Below are 17327 nucleotides of genomic sequence, written 5' to 3'. Positions count from 1 at the left end.
CGGCGCGCGGTCGCCGGCGGATTCTCCCGACAACTGCCCAACACGGTCCCTCAATGTTCTTTCGCAATCTCACCCTGTTCCGTTTCTCTCCCTCCCTCGACCTGTCGCACCTCGACGAAGGGCTGGCTGAAACCACGCTCAAGCCGGTCGGCCCGCTGGAGCTGTCCTCGCGCGGCTTCATCTCCCCCTTCGGTCGCAACGCCGAAGCCCTCTCACACCGCATCGGTGATGCGCTGTGGCTGACCGTGGGCAACGAAGACCGGCTGCTGCCGGGCGCCGTGGTCAACGACCTGCTGGCCCAGAAGCTGGCCGAAATAGAGGAGAAAGAGGGCCGTAAGCCCGGCAGCCGCCTGCGCAAGCAGATGAAGGACGATCTGGTGCAGGAACTGCTGCCACGCGCCTTCGTGCGCCCCGGGCGCACCGACGCGCTGCTGGATCTGGAACACGGGGTCTGCGTGATCGATACCTCCAGCCGCAAGAGCGCCGAAACTGTGGTCTCGGAGATCCGCCGCGCCCTGGGCAGCTTCCCGGCCCTGCCGCTCAATGCCGAAGTCTCGCCGCGCGCGGTGCTGACCGGCTGGATCGCCGGCGAGCCACTGCCCGAGGGCCTGTCGCTGGGCGAGGAATGCGAACTCAAGGACGCCGACGACCACGGCGCGATTGTGCGCTGCCAGCGCCAGGAACTGCAGTCCGACGAGATCACCCGGCACCTGGAGTCGGGCAAGCAGGTCACCAAGCTGGCACTCACCCTGGACGACCATGTTTCGTTCGTGCTCGGCGAAGACCTGGTGATCCGCAAGTGGAAGTTCCTGGAAGGCGCCGTGGACCAGCTGGAAGCCAGCGATCCGGACGACATCCGCGCCGAACTCGACGCCCGCTTTGCCCTGATGAGCGGCGAATTCCGGCGCCTGTTCTCGATCCTGGAGCCTGCGCTGAAGCTGTCCAAGGCTGACGCGGCCTGAGCACGGGCGGGAACGGCACCCGGAGCACGCGAGTCCGCGCTCCGGGCGCAAGCCTGGGGCGTATCATCATGCGGATGACGCTTCTCCCCGGTCGCAGGTCCGCTGCGCGCCCGCGCAGGATCGAACGTGACGTCATGCAGGTGCCGCTGGACGACGGCGGCGGCATCGAGATCCTGCGGGTGCGCGATCCGCGCGCACGCCGCATCCGCCTGAGCGTCGGCGATCGCGGCGCACGGCTGACCCTGCCACTGCGCGCCAGCCTGGCTGCAGGCGAGCGTTTTGTCCTCGAGCACCGCGACTGGCTGCTTGAGCAACTCGGCAGGCGGACCGCGGTGGACACCAGCCCCCTGGTCCCGGGCCAGGATGCCGAGCTGCCGTTGCGGGGAGATTTGCTGCCGCTGCGCTGGCAGACCGCCCGCTATACCCGGCTGCTACAGGACGACGGCGGGCTGGTCATGCAATATCCGGCCAGCGCCGGCCCGGCGGCCATCTCCCGTGCCCTGCGTGATTTCTACGAGGCCGAGGCCCGGGCCGACATCGGTCGCTGGTTGCCGCGCTACCTGCCCGGCCTTCCCGCTGCGCCGAGCCGGATCCGCTTGCGACAGATGTCCTCGCAGTGGGGGTCGCTGGCACCGGGCGGGGCCATGTCGCTGGATCTGTCATTGGTGCTGGGGGAACCGGCGGCGTTCGAATACGTGCTGGTGCACGAGCTGTGTCACCTGATACAGGCCAACCATTCGCCCGCGTTCTGGCATGAGGTGGAAGTCCGCTGCCCGGACTGGCGCCGGCACCGGGATTACTTCCGCGCCGAGGGGGCGCGACTGAAGGGCACCCTGCGCGCGCTGCNCCGGCGGCGTTCGAATACGTGCTGGTGCACGAGCTGTGTCACCTGATACAGGCCAACCATTCGCCCGCGTTCTGGCATGAGGTGGAAGTCCGCTGCCCGGACTGGCGCCGGCACCGGGATTACTTCCGCGCCGAGGGGGCGCGACTGAAGGGCACCCTGCGCGCGCTCCTACGACGGGGTGGATGCAATCAGTGCGCGAGGAAGTCGCCGATGGCGGCGGCCACTTCGACCGGCTGCTCCATGTGCAGATGGTGGCCGCCTGCGATCACCACCAGCTCACCTTGCGGCAACAGTCGGGCGCGACGGCTGCGGTCGGGTTCGGGCAGGTACGGCTGGGGGGGATCGGCATAGATCACCCTGGTGGGACAGGCAATGCCGGCAATCAGGTCGTCAACCTGCTCCGGCGTCATCCGCACCATGGTCGGCAGGGTCAGGCGCGGATCGCTGCTCCAGCTGAAGCCGCCTTCTACTTCCTTCAGACCACGTTCGACCAGCAAGCGCGCACTGCCCTCGCCGAGCGCGTTGGCCGCCATCCGCGCACGTATCGCCGGGGAAGGATCTGCGAACACGCGCAGCTGCCTGTTGCCCAACTTGCGACTGGCCGCCACGGCTTCGCGCAGGCGATCGACCGTACGTCCGGCCGGCTCCGGCAGCGCGCCCAGGGCCTCGATGGCCACCAGCCGCTCCACCCGCTCCGGGCAGCCCGCCGCCGCCATGCTGGCGATGCCTGCCCCCATGGAGTGGCCGAGCAGGGAAAACGTATCCCAGCCCAGCGCATCGGCGATCTCCAGCACCGTGTTCACCGCGCCGGCGAACGAATAGTCCGCCCCCGGGCCCAAATGGAAGCTGCGGCCGTGGCCGGGCAGGTCCGGCGCCACCAGGTCCACGCCTTCAAGATGCGTGGCGAGCGGCACAAAGCTGGCGGCGTTGTCGAGCCAGCCGTGCAGGGCCAGCGCGCGGCGCGCACCGGGGGTACCCGAGCGCAGGCCGGCGATGGTCCCGCCCGCGATCTGCAGGGAAACAGCGTCCATCAGGACATCAGGCCCAGGCGGCCAGTTCACGCCGCGCCAGGTCGGCCAACACGCCAGCGTGGACCGGCGAGTCGTTCAGGCACGGAACGTAGTGCAGTTCCTCGCCACCGTGCTCGCGGAACAGCTCGGCATTCTCGATCGAGATCTCCTCCAGGGTTTCCAGGCAGTCGACCGCAAACCCGGGGCAGACCACGTCGATGCGTTTCACCCCCTCGCGCGCCTGCTGCTCGATGGTGCCGGCCGTGTACGGCTGCAGCCACTGTTCGCGCCCGAAGCGCGACTGGAACGTCATGATGGCTTCGCCTTCCGGCAGGCCGAGCGCCGCCACAATCGCATCCGTCCCTGCCTCGCAGTGGCGGTGGTAGGGGTCGCCCTGATCCACCAGTCGCTGCGGTATGCCGTGATAGGAAAACATCAGCCGCTCGCCCTTGCCGTGCTGTTCCCGGTAGTCGCGGATGCTGTCGGCAACGGCCTGCACCCACTGCGGATCGTCGTGGTAATCATGCACCACCCGCACCGCATCACCACCGACGCGATTGGCCACGTCTTCCACCGAGGCGGTGGTGGTGGTCGAGTACTGCGGATACAGCGGCAGGACGAGGATCCGGCGCGCACCTTGCGCCCGCAGGCGCTCGATGGCGCGGGTCAGCGACGGCTTCTGGTAGCGCATGGCCCAATCCACCCGCACATCCGGCATGGAGACGGCGACCGCCTCGGCCAGGCGCCTGGTGTAGACCGCCAGCGGCGAGCCCTCGTCCATCCAGATTCCGGCATACAGCTTGGCCACCCGCGGCGAACGGAACGGCAGCACGATCAGGTACAGGATCGGATACCAGAGCCAGCGGGTCAGCTGGACCACGCGCCGGTCGCTGAGGAATTCGCCCAGATAACGGCGCACGGCACCGGCCGTCGGCGCGTCCGGTGTACCCAGATTGACCAGGAGCAGGGCATCATGCCCTCTGGATGAAGCAGTTTGCGCAGCGGCGGCGGCCGACTGGGACGGATGAGCTTGATTTGTCATCGGTATAGGATGACAGGCAGCCGCACCACCTGTCAGCGCCCCGGCTGCGACAGTCGGTTCCGCCGGCAAGGCTCATTGCCGATTCATGCCACCACCCCTAGCCTGAACTTGCACCGCCTGGTGCGGTCTTTCCCGTATCCCGCCGAATCTCCGGAGTCTCCCGATGCCCGTGTCCCGCCGTCCCAGCCTGCGCCTGCTGCTGCCCGTCGCCCTTGCCGCATCGTTGGCGGTCACTACCGTAGCCAGCGCCGGCCAGAAGGAAGATGTGCGCGCGCACAACGCGGTCAGGGTGCTGGCCGAGATCCAGGAGATCCCTGAAAGCGCGATTCCCAACAAGCTGCTCGATGAGGCCCGTGCCATCGTGGTGGTTCCCGACACCATCAAGGCCGGGCTGGTGATCGGCGGCCGCCGCGGTCACGGGTTGATGTCGGTCAAGACCGCCGATGACACCTGGTCCCAGCCTGTCTTCGTAACCCTGACCGGGGGCAGCATCGGCCTGCAGGCGGGGGTGCAGTCCGCCGACGTGGTGATGGTGTTCCGCAACGACCGCAGCCTGGACAGCATCGTCAACGGCAAGCTGACCCTGGGTGCCGATGTCGGCGTGGCTGCTGGGCCGCTCGGCCGCAACGCGTCCACCGCCACCGATGGCCAGCTCAAGGCCGAAATCTGGTCGTGGTCACGCGCTCGCGGCCTGTTCGCCGGGGTGGCGCTGGACGGCGCGGTGCTGAGCATCAATGACCGGGCCAACCAGGCCGTTTACGGCCGCGGCACCACGCCAAGGATGATTTTCGAAGGCCGCGTGCAGAACCCGCCCTCCAACGCGGTGGTGGACTTCCGCGACCGCCTGGAGGAAGCCACCGCCGTGGCCCGCGCCGAGCGCGGCACCGAGACCAGCGCGCCGACCAACGTTCCGTCCAACGCCGCCGCAGCAGCCCAGGCTCCGGCTGCTGCGAACACAGGCGCGGAAAGCCTGCCCCTGCCGCTGCCGGACGCCGAGGCCCAGCCGCAGCCGTTCGAACCGGTGCCCGAAGGCGAGATCCGCAGCGAACCGCTCGACGACGGCTTCTGAACAGGCCTGCCCTGCCGCCCCGCCAAACACCGGGTGGCTGCGGTATCCTGACCCCTCCGATCACTCTGGAATTTCGACCACAGCTTATGGGCACTTTCAGCATCTGGCATTGGATCATCGTGCTGGTGGTCGTGCTTCTCGTTTTCGGCACCAAGCGCCTGCGCGGCGCGGGCCGTGACCTGGGCGAGGCGATCAAGGGCTTCAAGAAGGGCATGCACGACGCGGACGACGATACACCGCCGGCCAAGCTCGAGGACCAGCAGCGGGAGACCGACTCCCAGCGGGACGCGCAGCAGAAAGAAAGCACGCGGCGCTGACGCCGCGGACGCGGCGGCTGCGACATGTTTGATATTGGATTCTCCGAGCTCGTCGTCATTGCGCTTGTCGCCTTGATCGTGCTCGGCCCCGAACGCCTGCCCAAGGCCGCGCGGTTTGCCGGCCTGTGGATCCGTCGCGCGCGCGCCCAGTGGTACTCGGTGCGCAGCGAGCTGGAGCGCGAGCTGGCCGCCGATGAACTCAAGCGCAGCCTTGAGGATGCCAAGCAGGCCGTGCAAAGCACGGAAGAATCCATGCGCACCGCGGGCCAGGACCTGCGTCGCGAGCTGGGCACGATCGAAGACTCCGTCCGCGATACCGCCCGCGACGCCGGCGACGCGCTCAAGCCACCGGTAACCCCGGCGGCCAACGGGGACGAAGCGGACACCGGCCAGCCCAGGGCCCTGCCGGAACGCGCCGGGCCGGAGGCAGACGATGACCAGCAACGCTGAGGGCGCGTCCGAATCCACCCTAATCGATCACCTGATCGAACTGCGCTCGCGCCTGCTGCGCGCGGTGACCGGGCTGATGCTGGTGTTCCTTGGGCTGCTGCCGTTCGCCAACCGGCTCTACGCCTGGCTGGCCCAGCCGCTGCTGGACAAGCTGCCAGAAGGCGCCCACCTGATCGCAGTCGAAGTGGCCTCGCCGTTCTTCGCCCCGCTCAAGCTGGCCTTCTTCATCGCCCTGGTCGCCACCATGCCGTGGCTGCTGTACCAGCTGTGGGCATTCGTGGCGCCGGGCCTGTACAAGCGCGAGAAGAAGCTGGCGATGCCGCTGCTGGTCTCGGCGGTGACCCTGTTCTACGCCGGCTGCGCGTTCTCGTTCTACCTGGTGCTGCCGGTGGTGTTCACCTTCCTCACCGCGGTGACCCCGGAAGGCGTGTCGATGATGACCGACATCCACGCCTACCTGAATTTCGTGATGGTGATCTTCCTGGCGTTCGGGCTCAGCTTCCAGATGCCGGTGGCGCTGGTGATCTTGACCCTGCTCGGATGGGTCACCCCCGACCAGCTGCGCGAATGGCGCGGCTACGCGATCGTCGGCGTGTTCATCCTGGCCGCGGTGGTGACCCCGCCGGATGTGATCTCGCAGCTGATGCTGGCGATCCCGATGATCCTGCTGTACGAGGCTGGCATCATCGCCTCGCGCATCCTGGGGCCCAAGCGGCAGCGAGACGCCGGCGACGAAGCCGGTCGCCCGACGCCTTGAGCCCCCGCGGCGGCCAAGCCGCGGGACCTGTTGTCAGAGTTCGATACCGGTAGCCGGCGGCGGCGTTGCGCCAGCGGTTGCCTGGCCTCCGAGCAGCTGGCGCCAAGCGTGATAGACCGCGCCCATCAATACCGGCATCAGCACCGTCATCATCAGCAGCTGCGCGCCGATGGCGGCGGCCACCTCGCCACCGAAGATGCCCAGGATCATGCCCACGATCTGGGCGCCGATCAGGATGGCCACGGCCACTATCAGCATCAGCACGACGAACACGAGGAAGGCGCCAATGTTGGCCATGCAGGCCTGGAAGCTGCGCTTCATTGCCGCGAACGGCCGTGCACCTTCAAACATCACCTGGGCCGGGAACAGGAAGGTGAAGGTGTAGGCCACGACCCCGATCACGATCGCGCCGAGGAACCAGAGCGCAAACCGGCCCATCGGGAAACCTTCGAACAGGGCCGGATCGGGGTTCTGGCCCTGGGCCTGCTCCATCGCCACCATCATGTTCTGCAGCGCGGTGGGGCCAACCATCACCGCCAGCAGCACGATGGCCGCCAGGCCACCCAGCATCTGCGGGATCAGCTGCGCCACCAGCGACGCCGCCTTGCCTTCGCGGAACGCCTGCAACAGGTGCGACGGGCTTGCATCGCGGCCCTGGTCCACTTCGCGGGCCGCGTAGACCAGCCCGCCCAGCATGATCGGCGTGAGCAGCACCAGCACCAGCTGCGCCAGCATCGACAGCAGCGGCCCCGCGCCCATGAACAGCAGCGGCAGCACCGATACGATTCCGAACACCAGACCCACCAGGCCCAGCGCCAGCGGCGCCTTCTTCAACAGGCCGAAGCCGCCCAGCAGCCACTCCGCGCCCGCACCCGCTTTCACCCTGTTGCCATTACCCATTGATCCGGCCCGTCAATCCGTGTGTGAGGGCGCAAGTGTAGTACGCGCAAGTTGCGCGAACCTGCGCAGCACCCCGCGCGCCACCGGCGCGGCACGCACCGCCTTGAGCAGGGCCTCCGGATCAGCGCCTCCGCTGCGCAGCACATGCGCACGGGCGCGGATGTAGCCGCGCATGTGGGTCACGCTGAACTCGGGGTGGAACTGCACGCCCCACACCGCCTTGCCCCAGCGGAAAGCGTGCAGCGGATCGTGCCCGGTCTGCGCCAGCAGCACCGCGCCTTCCGGCAGCCGGCGCGCGACCTGCACGTGGGTCATATGGGCCGGGAAGCGGGAAGGCAGCCCGGAGAACAGCGGATCCTCAGCCGCCGCTTCCAGCAGCTCGACCTCGAAAGTACCCATCCGCCGTCCCTCCGGGTTGTCGCCCACCTCGCCGCCCAGCGCATGGGCGAGCAGCTGATGGCCGTAGCAGATGCCAAGCATCGGAACGTCCGCTTCGGCCGCCGCGCGCAGCCAGCCGGCGCAGCGCTCGCTCCACTCCAGGCGCTCGGTGACCATCGCGGCCGAGCCGCTGATGATCACCCCGGAAAACCCGTCGTGCGGTGGCAGGGATTCGCCGGACTCCACGTCGACCACTGCCACCTCCCCGGCCTGCAGACCCGCGGCCACGCGGATCCAGTGGGCGAAATCGCCTTGGCGGCGCAGTGATTCCACCGGACGACCGGCAGCGATGATGAGCAACGGAAGGGGAGCAACGGACATCGCGGACATTCCAGGGCAGAAGGTGGGAAGGAGCCAGCGACGATACCGCACCGACGATGCCATCCACTTGCAGATGCAGCCCCGTCCGCTTGCTGCCAACATGGCCGCCCGCCCGATTCCTGGACCCGAGATGCCCGCAGCCGCAGCCCGTTCCCATGCGATCAACTGGATCGCCGCCTGCCTGCTGGCGCTGGTTTGCTTCACCGCGCCGATCGCAAAGGCCGCCGCGCCCGATGCCGCCGCCTACCAGCGTTCGCTGGAACTGCCGGAGCAATGGCAGCACCTCACCCGCGGCATCGCCGGGCCGGTCAGCTGGATCGATGACAGCCGTTACCGCTACCGACGCACGGTGGAGGGCGGGTTCGAATTCCTGCTGCGCCATGTGGACGAGACGGATGCACGGCCTGCCTTCGACCACGCCGGGCTTGCCCGGGCGCTGGGCGAGGCGCTCGATCAACCGTATGACGCGCGGCGGCTGCCGCTTGACGATTACGAATTCATCGACGGCGAGGCCGCGATCCGCTTCCGCGCCACGGACCACGCCATGCCCCAGTGGATGCGCTGCGAGCTGGGCGCCGCGATGACCTGCACCACGACGGCACGCGAGTCCGGCAAGCGCCGCCCACGCGCCTTCGGGGTGGTGCGTGACCTTTCGGTGCCGGCGGACGACACGCCCCATCCCTCGCCAGATGGGAACTTCGAGGCATTCGTGCAGGACGGCAACGTGGCCCTGCGCATCCGTGCCGACGGCAGCGTGCGCCTGCTCACCTCCGATGGCGCGGCGGATGATTTTTACGATGCGGAAACCATCGCCTGGTCACCCGACTCCAGCCGCTTCGCCCTGTACCGGGTGCGGCCCGGCCATCAGCGCCTGGTCACCCGGGTGGAGAGTTCGCCCCGCGACCAACTGCAGCCGAAGGTGCATACCCAGCTCTATCCCAAGCCCGGCGACGCGGTGGATATCGAGCGGCCGGTGATTTTCGAAATTGCCACGGGCCGGCGCATCGAAGTGCCAACAGCCCTGTTCACCAACCCGTTCCGGCTGTCCCCGCTGGCCTTTCGCGCCGACGGCCGCAGCCTGGCATTCCGCTTCATCGAGCGCGGCCACCAGCGGGTCCGGCTGATCGAAGTCGATGCCCATAGCGGGTCAGGGCGCACCGTGGCCGAGGAGCAGGCCGACACCTTCGTCAACGACTGGTGGCACCGCAGCTTCTTCCACGACGTGGGCAGCGAGGGCCGCGAGATCGTGTGGATGTCCGAGCGCGACGGCTGGAACCACCTGTACATGATCGACGGGACCAGTGGACAGGCACGGCAGCTCACCCGTGGCGAATGGGTGGTGCGCGAGGTGCTGCGGGTGGACGAGGAGCGGCGCGAGATCTGGTTTGCCGGCAACGGCCGCGAGCCGGGCGACCCCTACCTGCGCCACGTGTACCGGATCGATTTCGACGGGGCCAACCTGACCCACATGACCCCAGCCCACGGCTGGCACGAGACCAGCCTGTCGCCCGACGGGCGCTACTACGTGGACACCTGGTCGCGGCTGGACCAGCCGGACGTGACCGAGCTGCGTGATGCACGCGACGGCAGCCTGCTGGCCCGGATCGAGGAGGGTGATGCCAGCGCACTGCTCTCCGCCGGCTATCGCCCGCCGGAGACTTTCGTTGCACCGGGTCGTGATGGCCACACGCAGATCTGGGGCCTGGTGGTTCGCCCCACCGATTACGACTCCGGCCGCAGCTATCCGGTGATCGAGAACATCTACGCGGGCCCGCACAACGCGTCGGTGCAGAAGAAGTTCTGGCCCTACGATCCGCAGTCGAGCAACGAGCGGCTGGTGCGCGCGCAGGCGCTGGCGGACCTGGGCTTCATCGTGGTGCAGATCGACGGCATGGGCACCATGTACCGGTCCAAGGCTTTCCATGACGTGGCCTGGAAGAACTTGCAGGACGGCGGCTTCCCCGACCGCATCGCCTGGCACAGGGCATTGGCTGCCAGGGACCCGTCCTATGACATCAGTCGCGGCGTAGGCATTTACGGCGCGTCCGCCGGTGCCCAGAACGCGCTGCATGCGCTGCTGTTCCATCCCGGGTTCTACACCGTCGCCGTGGCCTACAACGGCTGCTACGACAACCGCATGGACAAGATCAGCTGGAACGAGCAGTGGATGGGCTGGCCGGTGGACGACAGCTATGCGCGCGCCTCGGGCGTGGACAACGCCCACCTGCTGCAAGGCCGGCTGCTGCTGGTGGTCGGCGAGCAGGATGCCAACGTCGACCCCGCCTCCACCTACCAGGTGGCCGATGCGCTGATCCGCGCCGGCAAGGATTTCGACCTGGTCACCATGCCCGGCGCCGGCCACGGCGTGGGCCGCTCCGAGGAGCCGGTGAACTGGCTGCAGCGGCGCAAATTCGACTTCTTCGTTCGCCACCTGCTTGGCCAGCCCACTCCCGACTGGAACCGTCCGCGCGCTGTTGGTCCTCTGCCTGCGGATCCACTGCCCGCGGACCCTCTGTAGGAGCGCGCCACGCGCGCGAAACCGCGTGACACTTCCTATGGGCCGGGGCTTCGATAATCGCGTGGTTGCCGGAGCCACGCAGTGCCGCCGGTATTCACGCGGCTTCGCGCGCATGGCGCGCTCCTACCGGGCAGGGTTCATCGCCGGAACGAAAGCCGGGACACGATTCGTTTCCGGAGTGAATGCCCGCGGGGGCGTTCATCCCGAGGCGAAAGCGGGGCGCGCCCTATTTCCGGGCGGAAGCATGGGGAGCGGTTCATTCCCGGGGCGGGAGGACGGTTAGGACCTCTTCGACCGTGGTCAGACCCTGGGCGACCTTGGCGGCGCCGGCCAGGCGCAGGGTGCGGAGGCCGCCGGCGCGGGCCGCGCGTGAGAACCCGGCCAGCTCCATGTCCGGCCGGATCAGCGCGCGCAGGGCCGGGGTGAGCGGCATCAGTTCGTACAGCCCCACCCGACCCATGTAGCCGGTCTTGCGGCACTCCAGGCAGCCGACCGGGCCCATGGTTTCGCCCTCCGGCACCGGCTCGTCCGGGCCGAGCAGCGCATCCCAGCCGCCCGTCTTCACCGCGCGCGGCTGCTTGCAATGCGGGCACAGGGTGCGCACCAGGCGCTGGGCCAGCACGCCGGTCAGGGTGGAGGCGATCAGGTAATGCGGCAGACCAAGGTCAAGCAGGCGGGTCACCGCCGAGGGTGCGTCGTTGGTGTGCAGGGTCGAGAGCACCAGGTGGCCGGTGAGCGAGGCCTGCACGGCCATCTGTGCGGTGTCCAGGTCGCGGATCTCACCGATCATGATGATGTCCGGATCCTGGCGCAGCAGGGTGCGCACGCCCTGGGCGAAGCCGAAGTCGATGCCGTGGTGAACCTGGCTCTGGTTGAGTTCGGGGGCGACCATCTCAATCGGATCTTCCACCGTGCACACGTTGACCTCGGGCGTGGCCAGGGTGCGCAGGGTCGAGTACAGCGTGGTGGTCTTGCCCGATCCGGTCGGCCCGGTGACCAGGATGATCCCGTGGGGCTGCTCCACCAGCGCGTTCCACGTGGCTGCTTCTACGGCGTCGAAGCCAAGCTGGTCGATCGGCTTGAACGCGGTGTCCGGATCGAAAATGCGCATCACGCACTTCTCGCCGAACGCGGTGGGCATGGTCGATAGCCGCATCTCCACCTCGCGCCCGCCGGGCGATCGGGTCTTGATGCGGCCGTCCTGCGGGCGCCGACGCTCGGCCAGGTCCATGCGCCCGAGCACCTTGATCCGGCTGACCACCGCGGTCATCACCGGCGGCGGCATCTCGAACACCTTGTGCAGCACGCCGTCGATGCGGAAACGCACCCCGCCCACATCGCGCCGCGGCTCCAGGTGGATGTCGGAGGCGCGCTGCTCGTAGGCGTACTGCAACAGCCAGTCAACGATGTTGACGATGTGGTGGTCGTCGGCGTTGACGTCACCCGCGCGGCCCAGTTCCACCAGCTGCTCGAAGCTGGGCGCATGGCCTTCGCCATCGGCGTCGCGGTGATCGCGCGCACCGCGGATCGAACGGGTGACGCCGTAGAACTCCATCGTGTAGCGGTGCAGATCCAGCGGGCTGGCCACCACCAGGTCGATCTCGCGCCGCAGCAGCCGGGCCACGTCGGGCAGCCAGTCCAGCGCCAGCGGCTCGCTGGTGGCGATCAGCACGCGATCCGGCGCCACCTCCAGCGGCAGGATCCGATGGCGGCGGGCATAGGCATGGGAGACCACGTCGGTTACCCCGGCCACGTCCAACCGGGTGGGATCGATCCGCCGGTAGGGATGGCCGGTTTCTTCCGCCAGCCACTCGGTGAGCTGCTCCAGGCCCAGTTCGGCACCAGGCCTCGGTACGAAAGCCAGCTTGAGGTTGGCCAGGAACACCAGCGGATGCACCGCATCATTGGCCCGTCCCTGGCGGGCGGACACCTTGGCCCGCTCGGCGTCCGCCGGCGAGATCGCGCCGTCGGCCAGCAGCGCGTCCACCACCGCAGCCAGCTCCAGCCGGCCCGAAGGCAGCCGCACGGGACGGAGGGGAACGCGGCTTGGGCGGGGTTCGTTCAAGGCGTCCTCTCGCGGATTGCGGCTGGGCCGGGGTGGGCTCGCCGCTATACTAGCGCGCCCCGTAATGCGAGCCTTCCGGATGAGCGGCCCGACTTTCCAGGACTTGATCCAGCGCCTCAATGCCTACTGGGCCGGACACGGCTGCGTGCTGATCCAGCCGCTGGACCTGGAGGTGGGCGCCGGCACCTTCCATCCGGCCACGTTCCTGCGCGCGATCGGCCCCGAGCCGTGGAACGCCGCCTACGTGCAGCCCTGCCGCCGGCCCACCGACGGTCGCTACGGCGAAAACCCCAACCGCCTGCAGCGTTACTACCAGTACCAGGTGGTGATGAAGCCCAGCCCCGACAACATCGTGGAGCTGTATTTCCAGTCGCTGAAGGAGCTGGGCGTGGACCCGAAGGTGCACGACCTGCGCCTGGTGGAGGACAACTGGGAATCGCCCACGCTGGGTGCCTGGGGCCTGGGATGGGAGGTCTGGCTCAACGGCATGGAGGTGACCCAGTTCACCTGGTTCCAGCAGGCCGGCGGCCTGGAGTGCCGGCCGGTGATGGGCGAGATCACCTACGGTCTGGAGCGCCTGTGCATGTACCTGCAGGGCGTGGACGACGTGTTCGACCTGGTCTGGACCCACGGCCCGGACGGCGCCCCGATCACCTACCGGGATGTGTACCACCAGAACGAGGTGGAGCAGAGCACCTACAACTTCGAGCATGCCGACGTGGCCGAACTCTTCCATCGCTTCGACGCCTGCGAGGCCGAGGCTTTGAAACTGGCCGAACTGGGCCTGCCGCTGCCGGCCTATGAGCAGGTCATGAAGGCCAGCCACAGCTTCAACATGCTCGATGCGCGCCGCGCGATCAGCGTCACCGAGCGCCAGCGCTACATCCTGCGCGTGCGCCGGCTTTCGCAGGCGGTGGCCCAGGGCTACTACGCGCAGCGCGAGAAGCTCGGCTTCCCGGCCCTGCGTCAGGCAGGGGAGGCAGCGTGATGGCCGACACCATGCAGCCGCTGCTGATCGAGCTGGGCACCGAGGAACTGCCGGTCAAGGCGTTGCCGGGGCTGGCACAGGCGTTTTTCGACGGCGTGCTGGCCGCGCTGGACAAGCGCGGCATCGCGGTCGAACGCGGCGACGCCAAGCCGCTGTACACGCCGCGTCGCCTGGCCGTGCTGCTGCCGGGAGTAGCTCCCGAACAGCCGGAGCAGGCCTCCGAAGTGCTGGGGCCCTACCTCAACATCGCGCTGGACGCGGACGGCCAGCCGAGCCGCGCCCTGCAGGGCTTCGCCACCAAGGCCGGCGTGGAATGGACCGCGCTGGAGCGCACCAGCGACGCCCGCGGCGAGCGCTTCGTGCACCGCTCGGTCAAGCCCGGGGCCAGCACCGCACAGCTGCTGCCGGAGATCCTGGCGGAAGCCATCGCGGCCATCCCCATCCCCAAGCCGATGCGCTGGGGCGCGCATGAGCACGCCTTCGCCCGCCCGGTGCTGTGGCTGGTGGCCCTGCACGGCAGCGACGTCGTCGATTGCGAAGCCTTTGGCGTGCGCGCCGGCCGCGAAAGCCGCGGCCACCGGTTCATGCACGAAGGCCCGGTGCTGATCATCCGGCCGGATGCCTATGTCGACACCCTGCGCGCCGCGAGCGTGCTGGTGGACGCGGACGAGCGCCGCACGCGCATCGTCGAGCAGGTCAACGCCGCCGCGCAGGGCGGCAGCGCGCGCATCGATCCGGACAACCTGGAGCAGGTGAACTGCCTGGTGGAATGGCCCAGCGCCATCGCCTGCTCGTTCGAATCCGGCTTCCTCGCGATACCGGCCGAGGCGCTGGTGGTGACCATGGAAGCCAACCAGAAGTTCTTCCCGGTGCTGGATGCCGACGGCCAGCTGACGGAGCGCTTCATCGGCATCGCCAACATCGAATCAACCGACGTGACCCAGGTGCGCCAGGGCTACGAGCGGGTGATCCGGCCGCGCTTTGCCGATGCGCAGTTCTTCTTCGAGGAAGACCTCAAGCAGGGCCTGGGCGCGATGAACGCGGGCCTGGAATCGGTGACCTACCAGGCGAAGCTGGGCTCGCTGGCCGCCAAGGTGGCGCGCGTGGGCGAGCTGGCCCGCGCCATCGCCCCGCAGGCCGGCGTCGACCCTGACCTGGCCGCGCGCGCCGCCGGCCTGTCCAAGGCCGACCTGCAGTCGCGCCTGGTGGGCGAATTCCCCGAGCTCCAGGGCATCGCCGGGCGCTACTACGCGCAGCAGGACCCATCGCTGCAGGAGCTGTCCGATGCCGACCGAACCGCCCTTGCCGACGCCATCGACGCAGCCTACGCGCCGCGCCATTCCGGTGAGGCGATCGCGCCCTCGCCGCTGGGCCGCACGTTGGCGATCGCCGAACGGCTGGACACCCTGGCCGGCGGCTTCGCCGCGGGCCTGAAGCCCACCGGCAACAAGGATCCCTTCGCCCTGCGCCGCAACGCGCTGGGACTGGCCCGCACGATCATCGAAAGCGGACTGCAGCTTGATCTGCACGCGCTGCTGGCCCGCGCCCACGCGCTGGCACTGGACGCCGCGTTCGTGGCTGCCGAAGCAGCGCTCGCTGGCGCGAACACCGAAAAGGAGCAGGCCCAGGCCAACAAGCGCCTGGAGCAGGCCTCCACCGAACGCCAGGCGGATCCGGCTGGCGCGGTCGCGGAGCTGTACGACTTCATCCTCGAGCGCCTGCGCGGCTATTACGCCGACAAGGGCGTGCCGGTGCAGCATTTCAACGCGGTGGCAGCCCTGCGCCCGCGCTCGCTGCTGGATTTCGACCGCCGCCTGGCAGCAATCGGCAGCTTTGCCGCCCTGCCCGAGGCCGAAGCACTGGCCGCGGCCGACAAGCGCATCCGCAACATCCTGCGCAAGGCCGGCGACGACGTGCCGGCATCCGTGGATCCCGCGCTGCTGCAGGAGCCGGCGGAGCTGGCCCTGGCCGAAGCGGTGGACCAGACGTTCACTGACACCGATCAGCCCCTGGCCAATGGCGACTACGGCAAAGTGCTGGCGCGGCTGGCGCAGCTGCGCCCACAGGTGGATGCCTTCTTCGACGCGGTGATGGTCAACGCCGAGGATCCGGCAGTGCGCGGCAACCGCCTGGCGCTGCTGCAGCGGCTCGCCGACCGGCTCGGCAGCGTGGCGGTGATCGGCCAGCTATCGGGCTGAGCCGATCATGGTGGGCGCGTGCGCGGCACCGCCCACCCACCGTGGAACCCGGATGCGCATGGTGCAGCCCGGACCCGGACCGTCGACCGACAGCTCGCCCCCCGAGGCCTCGATCATGTTCGCGGCCACTGCCAGTCCAAGGCCGGTGCCATGACCGCTGGCCTTGGTGGTGAAAAATGGTTCGAAGCAGCGCACAAGCACCTCGGCGCCCATGCCCGGCCCGGTGTCGTTGACCAGCACGTCGACAGACCCCGGCACCGCCGCTTCCAGCCCGATCCTTAGCCGGCCCCCGTCTTCCATCGCCTGTACCGCGTTGGCGGCCAGGTTCAACAGCACCAGCTCGAGCTGCGCACGATCCATCCGCACCGGTTGCGGCGTCGCTGGCAGATCCAGTTCCAGGGCAATTCCGGGCGGACAGATCTGCTGCAGCATCGGCTGCGTGCGCTGCAGGAGGTCAACCAGGTCGAACGCATCCAGCCGCGGCGGCTCGCGCCGGCTGAAATCCAGCAGCTGCCGGCTGACCGCAGCCGCCCGGCGGGCAGCCGATTCGGCACCGGCCAAAGCCTTCCGCAGCCCATCCACGTCGTCCAGCTGGGGCCCCTGCGCCGCATAGCCCATCACCAAGCCCAGCAGGTGGTTGAAATCGTGTGCCACGCCGCTGGCCAGGCGCCCGGCCACCTCCATCTTCTGCGCGTGCACGAGCTGTTCGCGCGCCCGGTCTTTTTCCCGCATCTCCAGCTGCAGCCGGTCGCGCGTGCGTGCGAGTTCAAGGTTGCGCTGCTGCAGGGCCTTGAGGCTGGTGCGCAGCCCGGCTACCGCCAGATCCAGCACCGCGGTGATGGCCAGGAGCACCACTACCATGTGCAACGCGCGGTCGCGGACCGCCTGGACCATGAAAGGATCGAACAGATACAGACCGGCGTCTCGCCACGCGCCGAGCAGGATCAGCAACGCGAGGCTTCCTACCGCCAGCCACAGCGCGCGGCGGCTGAGTACCAGTCCGCCTACGAGGATCGGAAGCAGTTGGCCCAACTGCCCCCACAGCTGTGCCTGCAGACCCCAGCGCAGGTATCCATAGCCGACCAGCAACAGCGAGACGGCAACGAACAGCCCCGCCGCAAAGCGCAGATGGCCACGACGCAGCAGTACGAAACACGCCCACATCACCACCGTGTTCAGCAGCGCCGCCCCTATCAGGAGCGGATCCTGGCCGCTGCCACGCCACATGGAATTGAGCAGTAACAGCGGCTGGTAGACCCCCATGAACACCAGCAGCAGCTGCAGCATCGCAGCATGGTTGCGACCCACCGGGTCGACGATCGGCACCGCGCGCAGCCATTCCAGCGCACCGCGGGCCCAGCGCCACCACGACGGGCGGAAAGCTTGCGGGTCCATCGTCGTTACTTTAGACGAGAACGCGCCGCCGTCGCGGACCCGGTCCAAAC

The 17327-nt window shown here is 68.6% G+C and carries 15 protein-coding genes and 1 pseudogene; 10 read left to right on the top strand and 6 right to left on the bottom strand.

Annotated features, from left to right (window positions below; genetic code table 11):
- The first annotated feature begins 53 nt into the window (after positions 1 to 53).
- The 3 genes and pseudogenes from ACW7G2_RS11320 to ACW7G2_RS11310 all read left to right on the top strand — a co-directional run.
- Complete coding sequence (locus ACW7G2_RS11320) at positions 54 to 962, top strand: recombination-associated protein RdgC (RefSeq protein ID WP_456975800.1); 909 nt, start codon at positions 54 to 56, stop codon at positions 960 to 962.
- A 74-nt stretch (positions 963 to 1036) separates the two neighbouring features.
- The gene (locus ACW7G2_RS11315; RefSeq protein ID WP_456975798.1) at positions 1037 to 1855 is read left to right on the top strand and encodes a M48 family metallopeptidase; all 819 of its coding nucleotides are present in this window, start codon (positions 1037 to 1039) and stop codon (positions 1853 to 1855) included.
- Positions 1810 to 1989 (top strand): annotated as a pseudogene (locus ACW7G2_RS11310) (M48 metallopeptidase family protein); the annotation flags it as partial. The gene ACW7G2_RS11315 and the pseudogene ACW7G2_RS11310, both read left to right, overlap by 46 nt.
- Positions 1990 to 1997: 8 nt before the next feature.
- Here ACW7G2_RS11310 and ACW7G2_RS11305 read toward each other — a convergent pair.
- Positions 1998 to 2840 carry an alpha/beta fold hydrolase gene (locus ACW7G2_RS11305; protein ID WP_456975796.1) on the bottom strand — a complete coding sequence of 281 codons (843 nt, stop codon included), beginning with the start codon at positions 2838 to 2840 and terminating at the stop codon, positions 1998 to 2000.
- Positions 2841 to 2847: 7 nt separating this feature from the next.
- Entirely contained in the window at positions 2848 to 3861 is a 1014-nt protein-coding gene (gene hemH, locus ACW7G2_RS11300; RefSeq protein ID WP_456975794.1) for a ferrochelatase, read from the bottom strand.
- Positions 3862 to 4030: 169 nt separating this feature from the next.
- Between hemH and ACW7G2_RS11295 the strand changes: the two genes are divergently transcribed.
- The 4 genes from ACW7G2_RS11295 (at position 4031) to tatC (ending at position 6454) form a co-directional block, all read left to right on the top strand.
- Positions 4031 to 4930 (top strand): lipid-binding SYLF domain-containing protein, encoded by a 900-nt coding sequence (locus ACW7G2_RS11295; RefSeq protein ID WP_456975898.1) that lies wholly within the window; start codon positions 4031 to 4033, stop codon positions 4928 to 4930.
- Between the two features lie 86 nt (positions 4931 to 5016).
- Entirely contained in the window at positions 5017 to 5247 is a 231-nt protein-coding gene (gene tatA, locus ACW7G2_RS11290; protein ID WP_456975792.1) for a Sec-independent protein translocase subunit TatA, read from the top strand.
- Between the two features lie 24 nt (positions 5248 to 5271).
- Positions 5272 to 5697 carry a Sec-independent protein translocase protein TatB gene (gene tatB, locus ACW7G2_RS11285; protein ID WP_456975791.1) on the top strand — a complete coding sequence of 142 codons (426 nt, stop codon included), beginning with the start codon at positions 5272 to 5274 and terminating at the stop codon, positions 5695 to 5697.
- Complete coding sequence (gene tatC / locus ACW7G2_RS11280) at positions 5681 to 6454, top strand: twin-arginine translocase subunit TatC (RefSeq protein WP_456975789.1); 774 nt, start codon at positions 5681 to 5683, stop codon at positions 6452 to 6454. Before tatB ends, tatC begins: the two co-directional genes overlap by 17 nt.
- Positions 6455 to 6487: 33 nt before the next feature.
- On the opposite strand, the gene ACW7G2_RS11275 is transcribed toward tatC, so the two are convergent.
- Positions 6488 to 7354 (bottom strand): BPSS1780 family membrane protein, encoded by an 867-nt coding sequence (locus ACW7G2_RS11275; protein WP_456975787.1) that lies wholly within the window; start codon positions 7352 to 7354, stop codon positions 6488 to 6490.
- A gap of 12 nt (positions 7355 to 7366) precedes the next feature.
- The gene (locus ACW7G2_RS11270; protein WP_456975785.1) at positions 7367 to 8113 is read right to left on the bottom strand and encodes a glutamine amidotransferase; all 747 of its coding nucleotides are present in this window, start codon (positions 8111 to 8113) and stop codon (positions 7367 to 7369) included.
- Positions 8114 to 8243: 130 nt separating this feature from the next.
- On the opposite strand from ACW7G2_RS11270, the gene ACW7G2_RS11265 reads away from it, so the two are divergent.
- A complete protein-coding gene (locus ACW7G2_RS11265; RefSeq protein WP_456975783.1) occupies positions 8244 to 10631 on the top strand; it encodes a DPP IV N-terminal domain-containing protein in 2388 nt (795 codons plus the stop codon).
- A 256-nt stretch (positions 10632 to 10887) separates the two neighbouring features.
- Here the strand turns inward: ACW7G2_RS11265 and ACW7G2_RS11260 are convergent, their stop codons facing one another.
- A complete protein-coding gene (locus ACW7G2_RS11260; protein ID WP_456975781.1) occupies positions 10888 to 12696 on the bottom strand; it encodes a GspE/PulE family protein in 1809 nt (602 codons plus the stop codon).
- A 79-nt stretch (positions 12697 to 12775) separates the two neighbouring features.
- Here ACW7G2_RS11260 and glyQ point away from each other — a divergent pair, with 79 nt between their 5' ends.
- Together glyQ and glyS are read left to right on the top strand one after the other, a co-directional pair.
- Positions 12776 to 13684: a glycine--tRNA ligase subunit alpha gene (glyQ, locus tag ACW7G2_RS11255; protein ID WP_456975779.1), complete on the top strand. Its 909-nt coding sequence runs from the start codon at positions 12776 to 12778 to the stop codon at positions 13682 to 13684.
- The gene (gene glyS / locus ACW7G2_RS11250; protein WP_456975777.1) at positions 13684 to 15882 is read left to right on the top strand and encodes a glycine--tRNA ligase subunit beta; all 2199 of its coding nucleotides are present in this window, start codon (positions 13684 to 13686) and stop codon (positions 15880 to 15882) included. The genes glyQ and glyS overlap by 1 nt, the downstream gene beginning before the upstream one ends.
- On the opposite strand, the gene ACW7G2_RS11245 is transcribed toward glyS, so the two are convergent.
- Positions 15871 to 17277 carry a sensor histidine kinase gene (locus ACW7G2_RS11245; protein WP_456975775.1) on the bottom strand — a complete coding sequence of 469 codons (1407 nt, stop codon included), beginning with the start codon at positions 17275 to 17277 and terminating at the stop codon, positions 15871 to 15873. The two genes, glyS and ACW7G2_RS11245, sit on opposite strands and share 12 nt — an antisense overlap.
- Between the last annotated feature and the right edge of the window lie 50 nt (positions 17278 to 17327).

The sequence above is a fragment of the Luteimonas sp. A277 genome, from assembly GCF_054052045.1.
The sequence above is the reverse complement of the archived record's forward strand: the minus strand, read 5'-3'. Positions and strand labels throughout refer to the sequence as shown.